The sequence below is a fragment of the Cohnella hashimotonis genome, from assembly GCF_030014955.1.
Lineage (GTDB): Bacteria > Bacillota > Bacilli > Paenibacillales > Paenibacillaceae > Cohnella > Cohnella hashimotonis.
The window spans coordinates 2,674,392-2,693,177 of record NZ_JAGRPV010000001.1 but is presented as its reverse complement, the minus strand read 5'-3'; the positions used below and the strand labels follow the sequence as shown (position 1 = coordinate 2,693,177).

19 protein-coding genes, 1 pseudogene and 1 riboswitch are annotated in these 18,786 nt (G+C 57.1%); all 20 genes and pseudogenes read right to left on the bottom strand.

Annotated elements, in window-relative coordinates; all coding sequences use genetic code 11:
• Window positions 1-15: 15 nt before the first annotated feature.
• The gene (gene scpB, locus KB449_RS10695) at window positions 16-768 is read right to left on the bottom strand and encodes an SMC-Scp complex subunit ScpB (protein WP_282908360.1); all 753 of its coding nucleotides are present in this window, start codon (window positions 766-768) and stop codon (window positions 16-18) included.
• The gene (locus KB449_RS10690) at window positions 737-1,549 is read right to left on the bottom strand and encodes a segregation and condensation protein A (protein WP_282908359.1); all 813 of its coding nucleotides are present in this window, start codon (window positions 1,547-1,549) and stop codon (window positions 737-739) included. Before KB449_RS10690 ends, scpB begins: the two co-directional genes overlap by 32 nt.
• Window positions 1,550-1,645: 96 nt before the next feature.
• Entirely contained in the window at window positions 1,646-2,116 is a 471-nt protein-coding gene (ribH, locus tag KB449_RS10685; protein ID WP_217592710.1) for a 6,7-dimethyl-8-ribityllumazine synthase, read from the bottom strand.
• 6 nt (window positions 2,117-2,122) lie between these two features.
• Window positions 2,123-3,409: a bifunctional 3,4-dihydroxy-2-butanone-4-phosphate synthase/GTP cyclohydrolase II gene (locus tag KB449_RS10680; RefSeq protein WP_282908358.1), complete on the bottom strand. Its 1,287-nt coding sequence runs from the start codon at window positions 3,407-3,409 to the stop codon at window positions 2,123-2,125.
• Between the two features lie 28 nt (window positions 3,410-3,437).
• Entirely contained in the window at window positions 3,438-4,115 is a 678-nt protein-coding gene (gene ribE / locus KB449_RS10675) for a riboflavin synthase (protein WP_282908357.1), read from the bottom strand.
• A 3-nt stretch (window positions 4,116-4,118) separates the two neighbouring features.
• On the bottom strand, window positions 4,119-5,225 hold the full coding sequence (gene ribD / locus KB449_RS10670; RefSeq protein ID WP_282908356.1) for a bifunctional diaminohydroxyphosphoribosylaminopyrimidine deaminase/5-amino-6-(5-phosphoribosylamino)uracil reductase RibD: 1,107 nt from the start codon (window positions 5,223-5,225) through the stop codon (window positions 4,119-4,121).
• Window positions 5,226-5,480: 255 nt separating this feature from the next.
• Window positions 5,481-5,664, bottom strand: a riboswitch (FMN riboswitch).
• A 148-nt stretch (window positions 5,665-5,812) separates the two neighbouring features.
• Window positions 5,813-6,949, bottom strand: a complete 1,137-nt coding sequence (locus KB449_RS10665; protein WP_282912788.1) for an acyltransferase family protein — start codon at window positions 6,947-6,949, stop codon at window positions 5,813-5,815.
• Window positions 6,950-7,116: 167 nt separating this feature from the next.
• Window positions 7,117-7,545: a peptidylprolyl isomerase gene (locus tag KB449_RS10660; RefSeq protein ID WP_282908355.1), complete on the bottom strand. Its 429-nt coding sequence runs from the start codon at window positions 7,543-7,545 to the stop codon at window positions 7,117-7,119.
• Window positions 7,546-7,688: 143 nt separating this feature from the next.
• Entirely contained in the window at window positions 7,689-9,020 is a 1,332-nt protein-coding gene (gene lysA / locus KB449_RS10655) for a diaminopimelate decarboxylase (RefSeq protein WP_282908354.1), read from the bottom strand.
• Between the two features lie 169 nt (window positions 9,021-9,189).
• Window positions 9,190-10,905, bottom strand: coding sequence for a spore germination protein (locus KB449_RS10650; protein ID WP_282908353.1), 1,716 nt, complete (start codon window positions 10,903-10,905; stop codon window positions 9,190-9,192).
• Window positions 10,906-10,919: 14 nt separating this feature from the next.
• Window positions 10,920-11,354 carry a stage V sporulation protein AB gene (locus tag KB449_RS10645; protein ID WP_282908352.1) on the bottom strand — a complete coding sequence of 145 codons (435 nt, stop codon included), beginning with the start codon at window positions 11,352-11,354 and terminating at the stop codon, window positions 10,920-10,922.
• On the bottom strand, window positions 11,347-12,021 hold the full coding sequence (locus KB449_RS10640) for a stage V sporulation protein AA (RefSeq protein WP_282908351.1): 675 nt from the start codon (window positions 12,019-12,021) through the stop codon (window positions 11,347-11,349). Before KB449_RS10640 ends, KB449_RS10645 begins: the two co-directional genes overlap by 8 nt.
• 106 nt (window positions 12,022-12,127) lie before the next feature.
• Complete coding sequence (gene sigF, locus KB449_RS10635; RefSeq protein WP_090112963.1) at window positions 12,128-12,886, bottom strand: RNA polymerase sporulation sigma factor SigF; 759 nt, start codon at window positions 12,884-12,886, stop codon at window positions 12,128-12,130.
• Between the two features lie 22 nt (window positions 12,887-12,908).
• On the bottom strand, window positions 12,909-13,355 hold the full coding sequence (gene spoIIAB, locus KB449_RS10630) for an anti-sigma F factor (RefSeq protein WP_282908350.1): 447 nt from the start codon (window positions 13,353-13,355) through the stop codon (window positions 12,909-12,911).
• Window positions 13,352-13,705 carry an anti-sigma F factor antagonist gene (gene spoIIAA / locus KB449_RS10625; RefSeq protein ID WP_090112966.1) on the bottom strand — a complete coding sequence of 118 codons (354 nt, stop codon included), beginning with the start codon at window positions 13,703-13,705 and terminating at the stop codon, window positions 13,352-13,354. The genes spoIIAB and spoIIAA overlap by 4 nt, the downstream gene beginning before the upstream one ends.
• A gap of 165 nt (window positions 13,706-13,870) precedes the next feature.
• Window positions 13,871-15,040 carry a D-alanyl-D-alanine carboxypeptidase family protein gene (locus tag KB449_RS10620; RefSeq protein ID WP_434082551.1) on the bottom strand — a complete coding sequence of 390 codons (1,170 nt, stop codon included), beginning with the start codon at window positions 15,038-15,040 and terminating at the stop codon, window positions 13,871-13,873.
• Between the two features lie 462 nt (window positions 15,041-15,502).
• Entirely contained in the window at window positions 15,503-16,171 is a 669-nt protein-coding gene (locus KB449_RS10615; RefSeq protein WP_282908349.1) for a hypothetical protein, read from the bottom strand.
• 36 nt (window positions 16,172-16,207) lie between these two features.
• Window positions 16,208-16,393 (bottom strand): annotated as a pseudogene (locus tag KB449_RS36465) (transposase); the annotation flags it as partial.
• A 198-nt stretch (window positions 16,394-16,591) separates the two neighbouring features.
• A complete protein-coding gene (locus KB449_RS10610; protein ID WP_282908348.1) occupies window positions 16,592-17,899 on the bottom strand; it encodes a pyrimidine-nucleoside phosphorylase in 1,308 nt (435 codons plus the stop codon).
• Between the two features lie 35 nt (window positions 17,900-17,934).
• Window positions 17,935-18,759 carry a purine-nucleoside phosphorylase gene (locus KB449_RS10605; protein ID WP_282908347.1) on the bottom strand — a complete coding sequence of 275 codons (825 nt, stop codon included), beginning with the start codon at window positions 18,757-18,759 and terminating at the stop codon, window positions 17,935-17,937.
• Between the last annotated feature and the right edge of the window lie 27 nt (window positions 18,760-18,786).

The following is an 18,786-nucleotide window of genomic DNA, read 5'->3' as shown; positions in this document are numbered from 1 at the left end:
ATGCGCATATTCAGATTAGAATTCCCAATCGTCCGATTTCGGCGGCGCGGCCGGGGCTCGCGTTTCCCTTTCTTCCTCGTCCCGATCCGCTCCGATCGACTCGGTTGCGGAAAGCCGTTCTTCGTCCTCGTCATCCTCTTCGGCGGGCAGTCCCTCGAGCAGCGCGCGATCCAGATCGTCGAGCGACAGCTGTCTGCCCTCGATTCGTTCGAACAGCATCCGGGTGCGCTCCTCCATGTCTTCGTCGGCATCTGCGGCGACGACGGGATCTGGCAGGTCCTCGATGCCCGACAAGCCGAAATAGTCGAGAAAAGCTTTGGTCGTCCCGTACAGGATCGGACGGCCGATCTGCTCGGCACGGCCGACCTCCTCGATCAAGTCCTTCGCGACCAGCGTCTGGAGGGGCCGCTCGGCCTTGACGCCGCGGATCTCTTCGATCTCTACGCGGGTGATGGGCTGCCGGTACGCGACGATGGACAGCGTTTCGAGCGCAGCTTGCGAGAGCGGCGTCCGCGCCGGAGAATAAGCGAGCTTTTCGAAATAGGCCGCGTGCTCCGGCGCAGTCGTAAGCCGATACGTTCCTGCGATCTCCGCGATGCGAATGCCCCGCTTGCGCCGTGTGAGATCCTTTTGAAGATCCTTTACGATGTCGGTGACGACATCGCCGTCCACCTCGACGATTTCCGCGATCGTCTTTTTCGTCAACCCGTCTTCTCCAGCTACGAAGAGCAGCCCTTCAAGTACCGATTTCAAGGTCGAATAATCCATCGTCGTCGGCCTCCCTTCCCGTCCACGTCAGCACGATCTCGTCGAACAGCCCGCTCTGATGGCAGCTGACCCAGCGCCGCTTCATGAGCTCCAGCACGGCGAGAAAGGTGGCGACGATCTCCTCCCGCACCGGCGAATCGCCGATGAGCTGGGAAAACATCACCTTCGCCTCTCCGGCGGCGCCGCGCGTCTTGAGCACAGACATGATATCGCGGATCCGATCCTTGACGGAGATCTCGTCGCGCTGAATGGCGGAGATCCTGTTTCTTCCCGCCGCTCGTCTCAGCGCCTTGCGGAAAGCCCGAACGAGGTCGTCGACATGAAGCCCTTCGACGGGATTGCGCTTTACGCTAGGCTCGAACGGCGACAGGTCGTAAGGCTCGCGCGTGAACACAAGGCTGCGTTCCAGCTCGTGCTCGCGAAGCTGGCCGGCGATCGCCTTGAATTTTCGGTATTCGATCAGCTTGCGGATAAGCTCTTCTCGCGGATCCTCTCCGAAGTCGTCCGCTTCCGTAAGCCACGGCTCGTCCGTGATCGGCGGCTTGGGCAGCAGCTGCCTGCTCTTCATCGACAGCAGCGTGGCGGCCATGACGAGAAACTCGCTCGTCACGTCCAGCTCGAGCTCCGTCATCGCCTCCAGATAGGACATATATTGGTCGGTAATATCGCTGATTGAGATGTCCTCGATGGCGATCTCCGCCTTGTCGATCAAGTGGAGTAGCAGATCGAGCGGGCCTTCGAACGTTTCCAGTTTGTATAAGACGGTCGTGCCGATGATCAATCACCCTTCCTCAGCGTTCAAGCGCCCCCGGACAGCGTCGAAGGCGGCGCAAACGCCCGCCGCCTTCATCAAGCTTCCGGCCGTAGGCCGGTTCGGTCAACCTTGCAGCGCACGCGTCAGGTTAGCCATCTCGATCGCAGTCGCAGCGGCTTCCCAGCCCTTGTTGCCGGCCTTCGTGCCCGCCCGCTCGATCGCCTGCTCGATGCTGTCGACGGTCAGAACCCCGAACACGGTCGGCACCCCGGTCTTGAGTCCGACCGCCGCCACGCCCTTGGCGGCTTCGTTGCAGACATAATCGAAATGCGGCGTGGAGCCGCGGATGACCGCGCCAAGCGTGATGACCGCGTCGTACTTGCCGCTCTCCGCCATCTTCTGCGCGATCAACGGAATCTCGAACGCGCCCGGCACCCAGGCAACCTCCACTTCGTGATCCTCGGCGCCGTGGCGCTTGAATGCGTCGAGTGCGCCGCTCAGCAGCTTGGAGGAGATGAACTCGTTGAAGCGCCCCACGACGACGCCGTATTTTAACCCTTGGGAGATGAGATTGCCTTCATATACAAATGCCATTTTGTTTCATCCTCTCTTCGGCGCAAGGCCGGTCTGTTCGTTTTGTTCGATCGTCTGCAGCGTTGCGAGCGGCTGCTCTTGGTCCTCCGCGAAAGAAAGCAGGTGTCCGAGTTTGGAACGCTTCGTCCGGAGGTAAGATTTGTTTTCCTCGTTTTCGTTCATCTGAATCGGCACGCGCTCCACGATCTCGAGGCCGTAGCCTTCAAGGCCGCGGACCTTGCGCGGATTGTTCGTCAGAAGGCGGATTCGACGTACGCCCAGATCTTTGAGGATCTGCGCGCCGATGCCATAATCGCGAAGGTCCGGCGCGAATCCCAATTTAATATTCGCCTCGACCGTGTCCAAACCCTCTTCTTGCAGCTGATAGGCGCGAAGTTTGTTAAGCAAGCCGATGCCGCGCCCTTCCTGACGCATGTAGAGGAGAATGCCGCGGCCTTCTTGGGCGATCTGACGCATGGCAGCTTCGAGCTGCGGACCGCAATCGCAGCGATGCGAATGGAAGATATCGCCGGTCAGGCATTCCGAGTGCACCCGCAGCAGAACGGGCTCGCTGTCGTCTATGACGCCTTTGACAAGAGCGACATGCTCCTTGTTGTCCACCTCGTTGGAGTAGGCGACCATTTCAAAATCGCCGAAGTCGGTCGGCATGCGGACTGCGACTTCCCGCTTCACGAGCTTTTCCTTATCGTTGCGATAGCGGATCAACTCTTGAATCGAGATCAGCTTCAGGTCGTGCTCCTGGGCGAACAGCTGCAAATCGGGCAGCCGGGCCATCGTCCCGTCTTCCTTGATGACTTCGCAGATGACGGCTGCCGGGGCAGAATCGCATAGAATCGCGAGATCGATCGCCGCTTCCGTATGGCCGGACCGACGCAGCACCCCGCCTTTTTTGGCGATGAGCGGGAATATATGCCCCGGCTTGCGGAAATCGCCCGGCTTTGCATCCGGATCGATCAGGCCTTTTACGGTCATGGCCCGCTCATAAGCGGAGATCCCCGTCGTCGTAGAGATATGGTCGACGGATACCGTAAACGCCGTGCCGTGATAATCCGTGTTGTGGCTGACCATCGGCGGAAGCTCAAGCTGCTCGGCCCGCTCTTGGGTGATCGGCGCGCAGACGAGCCCGCGCGCTTTGGTGATCATGAAATTGATCACTTCAGGCGTCGCCATTTCGGCGAGCGCGATCAGGTCGCCTTCGTTTTCCCTATCTTCGTCGTCGACGACGAGAACCATCTTGCCGCGCTTCAGATCTTCGAGCGCCGATTCGATCGTATCGAAAGTCCCATTTTCCATGGCTCATTTCCCCCTTGTACCTTCCAGGTCAGAAGCCGAATTCTCTCAGCTTCGCCTCCGTAAGTCCGGATGCAGTCGCAGCCGCCGGCGCGGCCGCCAGGCCCCCGTGTCTCTCATGCAGCAGATGATCGATATATTTGCCCAAAATGTCGTTTTCTACGTTAACCGAGGCGCCCGGCTGCTTGTGCACGAGCGCCGTCTCCGCCAGCGTGTGCGGGATGATCGACACCGCCAGCGTTCCGGATGTCAGGTCCGCGTCGATGACGGTCAAGCTGATGCCGTCGAGCGTAATCGAGCCCTGCGGCACGACAAGCCGCAGCAGATGGGACTGCTCGGGCCGAAGCCTGAACACGACGGCATTCGCTTCGGGCGTGCGGGAGACGATCAAGGCCGTACCGTCCACATGTCCTTGTACGATGTGTCCGCCGAAGCGGCCGCCGGCGAGCATCGCGCGCTCCAAGTTGACGGCTTCGCCCGGCTTTAGCTGCTTGAGATTCGTATGTCTGTACGTCTCCGGCATGACGTCTGCGCTGAAGCTGCCGCCGTTGAAGGAGACGACCGTCAGGCAAACGCCGTTGACGGCGATGCTGTCCCCCAGTTTCACATCCTCCAGCACCTTGCGCGCGGATACCGTCAGCAGCAGCGCTTCGCCGCGGCTCTCGATCCGCTGCAGCTTGCCGACCTCTTCAATGAGTCCCGTGAACATCCGCTAACCTCCTTCTCCTCGCCGCTCCGGGTAGCCGGTCACGCACCAGTCTTCCCCGTAGCGTTCGATAGACGCGATCTTGACGTTCGCCGCGTCTCCCATCCGTTCCGGACCGCTGAACGCGAAGCCCGAAGGCGCCCCGTCGCCGACGATCTTGGGCGCATAGAACAGCATCATCTTGCCCACGAGGCCCGCTTCGAGCAGCGAGCCGTTCAGCATGCCGCCCCCCTCCGCCAGCACCGAGCCGATGCCGCGTTCGCCGAGCGCCTTGAGCCCGACCTTAAGGTCCACGCGCGGCCCCGGTCCGCAGCGAACGACCTCTGCGCCCGCCTCGGCGAGCCGGCTTGCGGCGCCCTCATCCGCTTCGTCCGTCGTCAGGACGACGGTCGGGGCGACGGCGCTCAGCACCCGCGCGTCCAACGGAGTGCGAAGACGGGAATCGACGACGACCCGAACCGGGTGCAGTCCAGGCACCGCGAGCCGCGTCGTGAGCTCCGGATCGTCCGCCAGCACGGTGCCGGCGCCGACCATAATCGCTTGATGTCGATGCCGAAGCGTGTGGACGGCTTCGCGGGAAGAAGGGCCGGTAATCCAGCGGCTGTGCCCTGTGCGCGTTGCGATCCTTCCGTCCAGCGTGAGGGCGGTCTTCACCGTCACAAAGGGCATGCCCGTGACGATGAAGTGATTAAACGCTTCGTTCAGCAATCGCGCCTCATCGCCCAAGAGTCCGACTTCGACCGCAATGCCGCTCGCGCGAAGCTTCGCGATGCCGCTGCCTGCGACGAGCGGGTTGGGATCCTCGGTCGCCACAACGACGCGGCCGACCCCTTCCGCAATCAAGCGATCGCAGCAAGGCGGCGTGCGACCGTAATGGCTGCAGGGCTCGAGCGTGACATACGCTGTCGCGCCGAACGCTTCGGCGCCCGCCATCTGAAGCGCATGTACCTCGGCATGCGCCTCGCCGCGCTTCAGATGCGCGCCCAGCCCGACGATGCGTCCTTCCTTGACGACGACGCAGCCGACCATCGGGTTAATCCCCGTCTGGCCGGCCGCCCCGGCCGCCGCTTGAAGCGCGAGGCGCATATAGAACGCGTCGTTCAGCAGCTCCATGCCTCGTCACTCCTTTTCCATAGCTGGATTGGCAACTTGCCTGATAACGCAAAAAACCCGGAGTGCCATCCCCCGGGTCGATTAGACGCACAGCATGAAACAGACCTGCTGCATGTATGAAGAAGTCGTCCGGTTCGAACGGCGAATTATCATCCATCAATTGTGAAATGTAGCACAAACACAATCGACGCCTCATGATGCTCGCAATATTCGTAACCGCACTTTCTGCCCTCATTTACACGTTCGGCCGTGCTGCGCTTCCTTCTCCCATCCAGACTGTCACTGTCGGTCCCGGATTCTCACCGGGTCAACCGCCTTGCGCCATCATCGGAATGAAAGGCACTCACGCGGGTCACGGACTGACGGCTGTCCTCGCGAGCCTGCCGCAAGGATGCCGATCACCGCCGGTGGGGAATTGCACCCCGCCCCGAAGGTAAGCATCAAAAATCGTTCGTATTCCGCGGTGTCTTCACCGGTTGTCCGCCGGACAGCCTATATCCGACTGCCAGAATCGGAATGAACGATTTATAGGCATGTTAGCATCATAAATGAAAAAAAGCAAGGATTTTCATCCCTGCAGTTTCATTTCACATTTTGAACTCAGGCTGAATTTCCTGACGCCGCTTCGCCATAGACCGGCCCCTCGTAAACTTCTTCCCCATCCGAATAGCCGGCAGTTCGACACAGCGATACGACAGCCAAGCGACCGTTATCGTGACGCAAAAAACAAGCGGAACGATAAGGGCGAGGGGCAGAACGCCTTGAAGCAAGTGGATAAAACCGACAAGAACGATGATATGCCACAAATACAAGCTGTATGAAATGTCCCCGAAGAACTTCATTATTTTCAAAGACAGGAAGGCAATCATTTTTTTCGAGCCGAGCGCGATCATCAAAAAGATAACGATGCCGGCCACGATGGTATAGTCTTGCGCAATTTCGCCGAGAAACGGCAGCTTCAGCCTGATGGCCGCCCCCTGCATTTTAATGCCGTACGTATACATGGCCATTGCAAAAGCTAACGCTGCGTATTTTGCCATCCTGGGCATCCGGCTGTACGCCGCAACAAAAGCCATCCGGTGCTTGGCAATCAGCCCGCCAACGATAAAAATGGCGCAATAATGAAAAGTGTGCGAGAAGCTATTTTTAAATCCGTACGCCGGTTCCCATTCGAACAGCTGATTCAATGCCGTTATTGAGGACAGCAATAAACAAATGAAGAGACTGAACGGCCACCGCGCCCTTACGACCACAAAAGCAAGAATGGGGAAAACGAGCGATATTCTCATTTCCTGCACCAAGGTCCAGATTACGGTGTTATAACGCTTCGTATCGAAATTGCCCAGCAGCAGCAAATGCTCGACAATACTTTTCAGGTTGAATTTACCCGTCGATAATTCCGAGATCCAACCGCCTAAGCCCTGGATGGGCTCCGTTGTACGAAATGCGATCATCGCAACGGCAATTGCCGTCAGATACGGAATATAGATCCGGAAGAACCGCTTGATTACGAAATTTTTATAGCTCGCTTTTTGTCCGCCGATAAAAGGCAAAGACAACACAAAGCCGCTCAGAACAAAGAAGAGCATGACCGCCCCATGCCCGTTTACGGCCATGCGTACAGGCGTATTAACGTACAAGTACGAAACGAAAGGTCCGGTAAAGAGCGGCCAAATATGGCTAAAGAATACCGAAAGAGACGCCAACCCCCGAATTGAATCCAGCTGCGGTATACGCTTGTCGATGACCGAACACTCCTAAAGCTTTTAGATACATTTTGTATCACATAGGAATCATTTGTCAATCATCAACATGAAAATCCATTTCAAAAACGATTCGCACGCTAAAAGACCCGCTCAGAGAGCGGGCCGGCCTACCTATGAATAAAAGATTACTCGGTAACCGAGATGGATTCGAACTTGTCGCCGCCGTGCAGCGCGTCGACATGCTCCATGCCGGAGACAACCTTGCCGAAGACGGTGTGAACGCCGTCCAGGTGAGGCTGCGGCGAGTAAACGATGTAGAACTGGCTGCCGCCCGTATTCTTGCCGCGGTGAGCCATCGCGAGCGCGCCACGCTCGTGCTTGTTCGGGTTGATTTCGCAGTCGATCTCATAGCCGGGACCGCCGGTGCCATTGCCGTTCGGGCAGCCGCCTTGAGCGACGAAGCCCGGGATGACGCGGTGGAAGCTCAGGTTATTATAGAAGCCCGTATTGGCCAGCTTCTCGAAGTTGGCAACCGTATTCGGGGCGTCCTTGTCGAACAGTTCGATGACGACCTCGTTGCCGTTGGCCAGTTTGATCGTGGCTTGCTTGGACATGAAAAATCAACGCTCCTTCTTATTTGCTGTTTTTGACTTGTCCCATCATACTACATTTTGAGAAAAAAGGAAAAAGGCCGCCGCAAGCGACGGCCCTCCGGACCTATACAAGCTCTCGATGCCGATACGAAAGCTTCGCTTCTTTATCCGCGCACCGTTTGCTTTTGGAGACGCTCGGGAAGCAGGTCGTTCCGGGCGATATCCTCGAACGATTCGCGCGCAACGACCAAATCGGCTTGTCCATCCTTCACGAATACGACCGCAGGACGGCGAATCCGGTTGTAGTTGCTTGCCATCGCATAGTTGTATGCGCCGGTACAGAACACCGCGAGCAGGTCGCCGGACTGCACGGCAGGCAGCTTCAGGTCCCAGATCAGCATATCGCCGCTCTCGCAGCACTTGCCCGCGACCGATACGAGCTCGGTTGCCTCTTCTTCGGGGCGGTTCGCAAGCACCGCTTCATACTTGGATTCGTACAGCGCAGGACGCGGATTGTCCGTCATGCCGCCGTCGACGGCAATGTACTTGCGGACGCCCGGAATATCCTTGCTTGTGCCGACCGTGTACAGCGTCGTGCCGGCGTCGCCGACGATGCTGCGGCCAGGCTCGATCCAGATCTCGGGCAGCGGATAGTCGGCTGCCGTGAACGAAGAGATGATGGCGCCGGTGATCGCCTCGACATAGGTCGCGACCGGCAGCGGCGTATCGCCTTCGACGTATCGGATGCCGAAGCCGCCGCCCAGGTTGATAACGGAAAACGTCTTGTCCAGCTTGGCGCGCACCTCGAGGGAGAACGCCGCAACCTTTTCGACCGCCATGCGGAAGCCTTCGACCTCAAAGATTTGCGAACCGATATGCGAATGCACGCCGAGCAGGTTCAGCTGCGGCTGGCCGAGCGCCTCTTCGACGGCGCGCAGCGCGGTGCCGTTGCCGATGTCAAAGCCGAACTTGGAATCTTGCTGGCCGGTGGAAATGTAGTCGTGCGTATGCGCCTCGACGCCCGGCGTCACGCGCAGCAGGATGTTGACCTTTTGGCCGCGCTCTGCGGCAATGGCGTTAAGCAGCGCGAGCTCGATGAAGTTGTCGACGACAAAGCAGCCGATGCCGGCATTCAGCGCCATCTCGATCTCGTCCGGCGTCTTGTTGTTGCCGTGGAAGTGAATGCGCTCCGGCGGGAATCCGGCCTGCAGCGCCGTATACAGCTCGCCGTCCGAAACGACGTCTAGGCTCATGCCCTCTTCTTCGGCGACGCGGCACATCGCCATGACGCAGAAAGCCTTGGATGCGTAAGCGACTTGGAACTTGAGGCCCGTCGCCTTAAAGGCTTCTACGTACTCGCGGGCGCGCTGGCGTACGAGCGCCTCGTCTACGACGTAAAGCGGCGTACCGAAGTTCGCTGCGAGATCAAGCGTGTCGACGCCTCCGATCTCGAGATGTCCCTTGTCGTTGATTCGGCTGGTACCGTGAAAGTACATGTATGATTTCCCCTTTTCGGACTGGAATTCGATCGCGGCGTACGGATGGACCGGTCGCAACAGGCGACGCTATACGCGATAATCTGAGTATATCCCAGTATGCGATTTGGGGAAATGGAGGATTTGGCGCAACTTTTGCATTCCTTCGCGCAAGGGACGGCCGGACGCTTTATACAGGTTGCTTATCGCTCTGCTTCGGCCTGTAGATCGAGGGCCGCATCCTGCTTTTCGGCAGCGGCCTGCGCAGCAGCACGTTAAGCATCGCCGGACCGTTAAAAGGGATGAACGGCCACATATACGGCGTATTGTACGAGCGGATCATGACCAGCGCGATGAGCATGAGCGTGGCGCAGGCGGTGAACCCGGGCAGCTGGAACATAAAGACGGCGACAAGCAGCACCAGCCGGACGATCCGGTTGGCGAGACCGAGTTCATAGCTTGGCGTCGCAAAGGTTCCGATCGCGGCCACCGCCATATATAAAATGACCTCGTTGATAAATAGCCCCGTTTTGACGGCGATATCTCCGATTAAAATAGCCGACACCAGCGACATGGCGGTCACGAGCGGCGTCGGGGTATGGACAGCGGCCAGACGCATAAGGTCGACGCCGATCTCGACAAGCAGGAACTGCAAGACGAGCGGCAGATCGCCCGTTTTATCCGCGCCGAGAAACCATAGCCATGAAGGGCGAAGCTCCGGGGACTCTGCGTACATGTACCAGAGGGGCATGAGGAACATGGAAGCCAGCAAGCCGAAAAACCGGATCCAGCGCAAATACGTTCCGATGAACGGACTTTGCCGGTTCTCTTCCGCATGCTGGATCAAGTCGAAGTAGGTGGTCGGGAGCATCATGACGCTTGGCGAAGTATCGACGAGCACGGTCACGCTTCCGTCGAGCAGATGAGAGGCGACTACGTCGGGACGTTCGGAATAACGCACGAGCGGAAAAGGGTTCCAGCCCGTTTTGACCGTAACCTCCTCGAGCTGCTTGTCCGCAAGCGGTATGCCGTCGATTTTGACCGATTTGATCTTGTCCCGAACCGATTCGACGAGCTTGGTGTCCGCCACATCGTCGATATATACGATTGCGACGTCCGTTTGCGTGCGCTCGCCGACCTTCGTAATCTCAAAACGCAGCTTCGGATCGCGCAGCCTGCGACGAATCAATCCCACATTCGTCAGCAAGCTTTCGGTAAAGCCGTCTTTACTGCCGCGAACCACCTTTTCGAGCTCGGGCTGCTCCGGCTGCCGTCCCGGATACTGCCTGACGTCCATCAGCAGCACCCGCGGCTCGCCGTCCACATAAAACGCAGCATTCCCCACGAGCACGTCGTTCACCATTGCGGTAAACGAGTCGACTTCGCGGATTTGAATCGACGGCATGTAGTATTTCAAGAAGCTTTCCAGCGCGTCATGGCCGACACTGTCGGGAGTCAGGTAAGAGAGCCGTTTTAATACTTCCGTAAGCGCGGTATCTTTCGCGAAGCTGCTTAAAAACAAAAGCCCCGTACGGCGTCCGCTGAACGTCATTTCCCTGACTTGCACGTCAAAGGAAGCCGCCATGCCGAGCGTCTGTTTGACCTTTTCCAGCCAATCGTCCATCTCGGCCGGCATGATATCCTCCGGTTTTCTTTCGTCGTCGGTCTGCCGCTTTTGCTGCTCGTTATTTCTCTCGTTATGCTTCTCGGTTCGCTTCTCGTTTCGCTTCTCGGTATGCTCTTCGTCTTGCCTGACAAACTTATCCTTGCCCGTGCGTTTTCTGCGATCCGGATCGTTCGGTATCAACGGCCGAATCGGCGGAATGTCCTCTTCTTTCGGCTCGGTATTCAAGCGAGGGCCTGCTTCCTTATTCAGCTCCATGCTTCCGTGTTCCGTCATATCCATGCTAGCCCCTCCTGTCATTCATGCATCGGTTGGAACAACAGCCAATCCGCCAGCGAACCCGCCACTTTCCCGAGCACCATCGCGATCAGCAGCGCAAACAAATAGGGCCCGAGCCTCAGCCGCTTGGCGACGATCGGGATGACATTCAGCACCTCAGTCAGCGCGGCGGCCAGCATGCCGACGAATACGCCCTGAAAAATAGCCGGAACGAGCAGCCATCCTTCCCCAAGCGACAACCGCCAATCAAACTGGTCGGCGCAATTAAAGCCGATTACCCCTGCGAGCAGCGCGGATTCAAATACTGCCGAACGTCTGTACGCTCGGGTCAGCTGCACAAGTCTTGGCACGAGATCCAGCACGATGAGCAGCGCTACAAATGCGCTTCCCACCGCAAATCCGCCCGACAGTCCTACGATCGCGACGAGCGCTTCGCCGACAAGCTCACGCATCCGGCCCCGCCTCCCGCTCCCTGGCTTTGGCGTACTCCTCCGTGATGACGTAGTGATTCACGTTTTCCTGATACATGAACATCTCGACCTCCAGCGGATTCGGTTCATCGTTCAGCCGTTTACGGAAGACGCGGTTGAAAAAAATGAGCATGCCAAGCCCGACGCCGAGCGAATACGGAACTTCGAACAACAATGCGTGACGGTCGGGATGGCCCGTCAGCAGCTCGATAATACGCCGCTGGACGACCGGCATGTCCACGTCCGCATGAAAGTTCATAATGGCCATGCCCGACCCGAAAAACAGGAGCAGCCAAGCGCCGACAAGCAGCGAATATCTCGGCTTGACCTTGCCCTCCGGCGTCGTTTCAAGCAATACATGGGGTTCCCCGAACGTTTCGACCGTCAGGTCGGGATCGAAGCGACGAATCAAGCGCACAATCTGAAGCATGTCGATCATCAGCAAATTGCCGTCTTCAGGGCGCATTTTCCAGACGATCAAATCCCGAATCCGATCTTCGTAACGGATATCGGTCTCGATAGACGCGATGTCTCCCAGCTTGATAAGCGCGCCGGGCTTCACGTCGACTCGCCTTCGCAAGCGCAAATATACGATACCAGCCTTCAACCGCCGCACCTCCAGCGATCGTTTCCATGTAGTATGAAGCAACGCCAGGCATCCCATCCGCATCCCATGCAAAAAGACCGTGCCGCCCGAAAATACGGGCACACGGTCCTGGCTTGAAATTTCATTTACGCATTTTTAAATCGCTCGTTTATTGCGCAATTTGTTCTTTGATGCTTTGCAATATTTTTTTCTCGAGCCGGCTGACCTGTACTTGTGAAATGCCAAGCCGGCCGGCGACCTCGGACTGCGTCTGATCGCGGAAATATCGCAAGTACACGATCAGTCGCTCTCGTTCCGACAACGCTTGAATGGCCTGTGTCAAGGCAAGCTTGTCAAACCACTTCTCTTGCGCGTCGTCGGAAATTTGGTCCATCAGCGTTATGGGATCTCCGTCGTTTTCAAAGACGGTCTCGTGAATCGAAGTTGGCGGCTTGTTCGCCTCTTGCGCAAACACGATTTCTTCGGGCGTAACGCCAAGGCGTTCGGCGACCTCGCCGATGGTCGGCTGTCTTCCGAGCACCTTGGACAGCTCGTCCTTCGTTTTCCGCACCTTTCCCGCCATTTCCTTGAGCGATCGGCTGACCTTCAGCGTACCGTCATCCCGCAAGAAACGCTGGATCTCGCCGATAATCATCGGCACCGCATAAGTAGAAAACTTGACCTCGTAGGAGAGATCGAACTTATCCACCGACTTCAGCAGCCCAATGCATCCGATCTGGAATAAATCGTCCGGGTCGTACCCGCGGCCTGCAAAGCGCTGTACAACGGACCAGACGAGTCTGATATTGCTCGACACCAACGTGTCGCGAGCTGAAGAATCGCCCGATTGACTTAGCGCAATGAGCCTTTTGACCTCCGCATCTTCAAGATAACCCGGCGGCGAAGATCGTTTCCATTCGATATCCATGCCCCCAACCCCTGCCGCGGTATTAGTTGAACAATGCTTTTTTAGACTCGATGCGCTTCTTCATTTTGAGGCTCGTCCCTTGGCGAGGCGCGCTTGTCGCCTCGAATTCATCCATGAAGTTTTCCATGATCGTGAAGCCCATGCCCGAGCGTTCCAGCTCAGGCCTAGAGGTGAACAACGGCTGACGCGCGATATCGAGATCTTCAATGCCTCTGCCTTCGTCTCTGATCAGAATCGAGATCGTATCGCCGGCGATCTCTACCTCAAGATGGACGATTCCGGCAGGATCGTTGTCATAGCCGTGGATAATCGAGTTGGTGACCGCCTCGGATACGACCGTTTTAATATCGTTGATCTGATCCATCGTAGGATCAAGCTGCGACACGAAGGCGGCGACTGCAACCCGCGCAAAAGCTTCGTTTTCCGATCTTGCGGCAAAGGAGAGTTTCATATGGTTGTCGATACTCATGATACGACCTCCAGACCGGCCAGCGCCGAGCGTTCATTGTCATAGAACGATAGAATCTTGAATAAGCCTGACAGCTCGAACAGCCGTTTGACGTTGTCGTGCGCATCGCAGACGACCATCCGGCCGCCACGCCCTTTCACAAGCTTGTAGCGCCCAAGGACGACGCCGAGTCCCGAGCTGTCCATGAATTGCAGGTCTCTCAGACTGAGCACTACATGGTCGCACCTGCCGCGCAGTATCGCATCCTCCATCTTGAAGCGAACGATATCCGCCGTATGATGGTCCAATTCCCCTCTCAAGCGAACGATGAGCACATTGCGCTGCTGCTCCAGTTCCACCTGCAAACTCATTTCGATTCTCCTCTCATGCGCCTTCAAGTTTATGGTAGATGCATATCTTTCTACGAGCCGCTTCCTCATTCCTGCTCTCCGACAAAACTAGAAGAAGCCTGCAAAAAGACGACAAAATACGCAAAGCAGCGGAGACGATTTTTCGTCCCGCCGCCTTGCGTAAGCTCATTTCTCGCCTAAAAACAGCTTGCCCGTAGAACGCTTGAGCAGCGTCCAATATCCAGCCTTGTCCACATGCTGCGGCGCTTCGATCGGGAACTCCGCGATCACTTCGTTACCACGGTACACGATCAGCTTGCCGACCTGCTGGCCAGCGGTAACAGGCGCCGTAACCTTATCCTGAAGCGCCAGCTCGTGCCGGATTTCTTTGCCGCCCTCGCCCTTTCGCACGAGCACGCTGTACGAATGCTTGGCCGTCAGCGGCAGTTCGGCAGATTCGCCTTTTTCGATCTTTAGCTTGCCGATCGGATCGCCGGCCTTATAGATCTGAACGTTCGAATATTGCGAAAAAGCATAATCCAGCAGCTTCGAAACCTCCGCGTTGCGCGTCTTCGTGTTGGGCTCTCCCATCACGACGACGATCATCCGGAGATTGTCCCGCTTCGCCGTGGCCGACAAGCAGAACTTCGCTTCGCTCGTAAACCCGGTTTTCAAACCGTCCGCCCCCGGATAAAAACGCACGAGCTTGTTCGTATTGACGAGCCAAAACGGCTTTTCCTTGTCTTTACGAAGGTAGTCCTGGTAAGCGCCCGTGTACTTGGTAATCTCGGGATGCTTCAGCAGCTCTCTCGACATCACCGCGATATCGTGTGCGGAAGATACATGGCCCGCTGCCGGCAGACCGTTGCAATTCGCGAACCGCGTTTCCTTCATGCCGAGCTCTTCCGCGCGTTTGTTCATCATTTTCACAAACTCTTCTTCGCTCCCGGCCAGTTTCTCGGCCAGCGCCACCGAAGCATCGTTGCCGGAGGCCATCGCTACGCCCTTCAGCATATCGTTGACCGTCATTTGCTCGCCCGGCTCAAGAAAAATTTGCGAACCGCCCATCGACGCCGCGTATTCGCTGGTCGACACCTGGTCCGTCAACTTGATACGATCGTCGTCGATCGCCTCCATGACAAGCAGCATCGTCATAATTTTAGTGATGCTCGCCGGAGGCAGCGCAGAGTGGCTGTTTTTCTCGTAGACGACGGTACCGCTGTCCGCGTCCATCAACACGGCTGAACGTGCGTTCGCTGCAAGATCCGTCTGCGGTCCGCCGGATCGCTGTGCGGCGCTTTCCTTCGCCCAAGCCGATGCGGGAAGCAGCAGCGAAGCCGCGATGCTAAGCGTCAACGCACGTCCCCAAGGACGTCTGTGATGTTTATGTTGCTGGTGGCTCAAGAATGATGTCCCTCCTGCCGGCCGGCCAAGTTGCCGTCCTGGATTCGTCTTGAGAACTAGTGTGCCCGCAGCATCTGCATCATATTCCAAGTTGTGGGGCGATTCTCTGAAGGTCGTTAGGGAAGGCGGAGAGCAACCAAAAGCGGATAATATGGTATTAATTGGTGGGCCCTGTACTATATAACCTCTTATTTCGCGTTTCCGGGCTTATCCCCTTCGCTCATCCTCGTTATGGGCTATGGCTCATCCCTTTCGCTCAACAAGCTACGTTTCCGGGCTTATCCCCTTCGCTCAGTAAGAACGCATAGTTGACAAATTTGAGCCATTCTAATCGCCATATTATTTCCTAACGAAGATATGCTTCAGTAATAACCAGCAGCAATTTACTTATTTGGGCACGACAGGTTATCGCCTCTACGCCGCTCTGTGTAGACGCTTTCGTCGCGTCAATTCACGATATGTAACGCATTTTATCGAACTGCATGCAAGCAATAGGTGATTCATCATCAGCAGTCTACTGCCAGAGAAATTGTAAACAAACGATTGGTGAATTAAATAAGCCTGAAGGTGCTTCGGCCCTAAACCTTGGAGAGTGTGATCGAACCAACGCATGGCATGCATTAAGACCGCAGATAATGGCTTATGGCTCTTCATCCCGCGGTAGGCGAAAGTTTTCACCGTTTTAAAATCGGCTTCTACATGATGCTCTGAAAAAACATCGTAAACATACCGCGTCAACAACCGCGATTGACCTGCCAAACGCAGATCCATTTGAACCATCTTGACGGCTAAAATGTCCTCTCCGTCTATCTCGGCTCCGATCACAATGGGTTGATCCGTCGGTTCATTGACGAGGCTTGAGAAACAACGCCATCCATATATGCCGCCCGTTACCGCGACAGATCCGCGCAACTTTTGCTCATCGGCCTCTGGAGACAATGCGTCCCGCAGCTTGTGTCCGATCAACCAGGCGGTCTTGTATGTCACGCCTAAAATCTCGGCCAGCTCGACCGAAGTCGTTTCCTCTCCAAGCCACTGCATGGCTCGGAACCAAAGACGCAACGGCGTGCGCGTCCCGTGCATGACGGTTCCGGCTGTCACCGAGGTTTGATGACGGCATGAGGAACAAGCATATAAAGGATACCTTCGGGTTCTGATCACGGAACAGTGCGGATAGCGACAAATCGGACAGCGAAATCCATTCGGCCAACGCGCTTGGCGAAGGGCTTCCATACACTGTTCTTCGGTCCACGACTCCCACGGGCCGTCTGGAAAAATGGTCACTAGCACATCAGCACCTCGCATAAAACGGGAACTTATGTTCCCATTTTACATCACTTGCATTGTGTCTGTCAACCGCTTCCAAAGAGCTTTGCTGAGCGAGTGGAATAAGCCCTGAAACGCATTTTGAGACGCTATCCCCCCTATGGACGAACCATTTATTTCCATAAAAAATACCCCTTCCAACGGAAGAGGTATTCTCGAGCTAGCGAACACGGAGCGTCATTGTACGATCCCATGAAGCAACGGCCTAGGCTCGCCTTGCTCCACGCCAAGCCTGTAGGCGGCTCGAACGGATTGAACGGCGCTCTCAGCCCGCATGTCGTCAGCGCGCACGTAGAGCGTCGCTAGCAGGTCCCCCTCGCGAACGAAGTCGCCCGGCTTGGCCGCGAGTTCGATCCCGACGGCGTAATCGATCTCGTCGTCTTTGGTCGCGCGACCAGCGCCCAGCGTCATGGCCGCCAGGCCGATCGCTTCGGCTTCAATGCCCAGCACATAGCCTGCCTCAGCGGATGATACGGGCACACGTAGCGGCGCTTGGGGCAGTCTCGATAAATCCTCGGTGACGGCGGGATCTCCGCCTTGCGCCGTTACAAAGGCAGCGAACTTGCGCAGCGCTTCGCCGGAAGAGATGGCCGTTTCCAGCATTCGGCGCGCTGCGTCGGTGTCGCCTGCAATTCCGCCCAGGACAAGCATGTGGCTGGCTAACACGAGCGAGACTTCACGCAGGTCTTCGGGACCTTCGCCCCGCAGCACCTCGATCGCCTCGCGAACTTCAAGCGCGTTGCCGATCGTGCGGCCGAGCGGCTGGTCCATGTCGCTGATGACCGCTACGGTTTGCCGTCCGACCTGATTGCCGATGGCGACCATGGCGGCGGCAAGCTTTGCGGCATCTTCAGGCGTTTTCATGAACGCGCCATCGCCCGTTTTGACGTCCAGCAATATCGCATCCGCGCCGGCTGCGATTTTTTTGCTCATGACCGAGCTGGCGATAAGCGGGATAGACTCGACCGTAGCAGTAACGTCGCGAAGCGCGTACAGCTTCTTGTCTGCGGGAGCGATGTTGCCGCTTTGTCCGATGACGGCGACGCCAATGTCTTCCACCTGCGCGAAAAAGTCGTCGCGGCTGAGTTCCGTTCGGAAACCCGGGATCGATTCGAGCTTATCGATCGTACCGCCCGTATGCCCGAGACCTCTGCCGCTCATTTTTGCGACAGGAACGCCGCAAGCCGCGACAAGAGGGGCTACGATCAAAGTCGTCTTGTCGCCCACGCCACCCGTACTGTGCTTGTCCACTTTGACGCCGGCGATCGACGACAGATCCACGGTATCTCCCGAGTTTGCCATCGCAAGTGTCAACGCGGCGGTTTCTTTATCCGTCATCCCCATATAGCATACCGCCATGGCCCAAGCGGAGATTTGATAATCGGGTATCGCGCCGTCTACAAGGCCCTTGATCAAAAAGCCGATCTCTTGCTCGGTCAGTTCGCCGCCAAACCGTTTTTTGCGTATGATGTCTACGGCTCTCATGGTCGCAGCGTCCTCCTTAACAGGGTTGCCTTCGGTTATAGCTTTGGAAGCAAAGCCAGTACGAGCCGGATAAATTGCTGCTTGACGCGCTCCGTCGTCTCCATGACTTCTTCGTGGGACAACGGCTGATCGAGAATGCCGGCTGCCATATTGCTGATACAGGAGATGCCGATTACCTCGAGCCCCGAGTGACGGGCGACCAGAACCTCGGAAACGGTCGACATGCCGACGGCATCGGCTCCGATGACCCTGAGCATCCGTATCTCGGACGGGGTCTCGTAATTCGGTCCGAGCAGGCCGGCATACACGCCTTCACGCACGGGTATTCCCAGTTCGGCAGCCGTCTCTTTGGCGATTTGACGCAGTCTGCGCGTATAGGCATCGGACATATCGGGAAAACGGACGCCGAGCGCGTTGTCGTTCGGACCGACCAGCGGGTTGCGTCCCGTCAGATTCAGGTGATCGGAAATGAGCATCAGATTTCCCGGCTCGTAGTCCAAATTCACCCCGCCAGCCGCGTTTGTCACGAACAGCGTCTTGATGCCCAGCATCTTCATTACGCGTACCGGCAATGCCGTGCGCTCAGGCTCGTAACCCTCGTACATATGGAAGCGCCCGCGCATCAACGCTACAGGACGCCCTTGCAGCCGCCCGACGATGAGCTCGCCTGCGTGTCCTTCGACCGTCGAAATGGGGAAATGCGGAATATCGGCGTACGGAATCGTCACGGCCTGCTCCATATCGTCGCCGATGACACCGAGCCCGGATCCGAGAATAAGACCGACTTCCGGACGCAAATTCGTGCGCTCGGAAATATAGGCCGCAGCTTCTTCAATGATGTTGATGGTTGGATAGACCAAGGGAATCCGCTCCTTAGACTTGAATTA

What these genes read in the sequence shown, in the direction of transcription:
- sigF (WP_090112963.1), bottom strand. Translation starts at nt 12,886, where the DNA reads ATGGATATCGAATGGAAACGATCTTCGCCGCCGGGTTATCTTGAAGAT.
- KB449_RS10610 (WP_282908348.1), bottom strand. Translation starts at nt 17,899, where the DNA reads ATGAGAGCCGTAGACATCATACGCAAAAAACGGTTTGGCGGCGAACTG.
- lysA (WP_282908354.1), bottom strand. Translation starts at nt 9,020, where the DNA reads ATGTACTTTCACGGTACCAGCCGAATCAACGACAAGGGACATCTCGAG.
- spoIIAA (WP_090112966.1), bottom strand. Translation starts at nt 13,705, where the DNA reads ATGAGTTTGCAGGTGGAACTGGAGCAGCAGCGCAATGTGCTCATCGTT.
- scpB (WP_282908360.1), bottom strand. Translation starts at nt 768, where the DNA reads ATGGATTATTCGACCTTGAAATCGGTACTTGAAGGGCTGCTCTTCGTA.
- KB449_RS10650 (WP_282908353.1), bottom strand. Translation starts at nt 10,905, where the DNA reads ATGGATATGACGGAACACGGAAGCATGGAGCTGAATAAGGAAGCAGGC.
- ribH (WP_217592710.1), bottom strand. Translation starts at nt 2,116, where the DNA reads ATGGCATTTGTATATGAAGGCAATCTCATCTCCCAAGGGTTAAAATAC.
- spoIIAB (WP_282908350.1), bottom strand. Translation starts at nt 13,355, where the DNA reads ATGAGTATCGACAACCATATGAAACTCTCCTTTGCCGCAAGATCGGAA.
- KB449_RS10680 (WP_282908358.1), bottom strand. Translation starts at nt 3,409, where the DNA reads ATGGAAAATGGGACTTTCGATACGATCGAATCGGCGCTCGAAGATCTG.
- ribE (WP_282908357.1), bottom strand. Translation starts at nt 4,115, where the DNA reads ATGTTCACGGGACTCATTGAAGAGGTCGGCAAGCTGCAGCGGATCGAG.
- KB449_RS10615 (WP_282908349.1), bottom strand. Translation starts at nt 16,171, where the DNA reads ATGCACGGGACGCGCACGCCGTTGCGTCTTTGGTTCCGAGCCATGCAG.
- ribD (WP_282908356.1), bottom strand. Translation starts at nt 5,225, where the DNA reads ATGGAGCTGCTGAACGACGCGTTCTATATGCGCCTCGCGCTTCAAGCG.
- KB449_RS10645 (WP_282908352.1), bottom strand. Translation starts at nt 11,354, where the DNA reads ATGCGTGAGCTTGTCGGCGAAGCGCTCGTCGCGATCGTAGGACTGTCG.
- KB449_RS10660 (WP_282908355.1), bottom strand. Translation starts at nt 7,545, where the DNA reads ATGTCCAAGCAAGCCACGATCAAACTGGCCAACGGCAACGAGGTCGTC.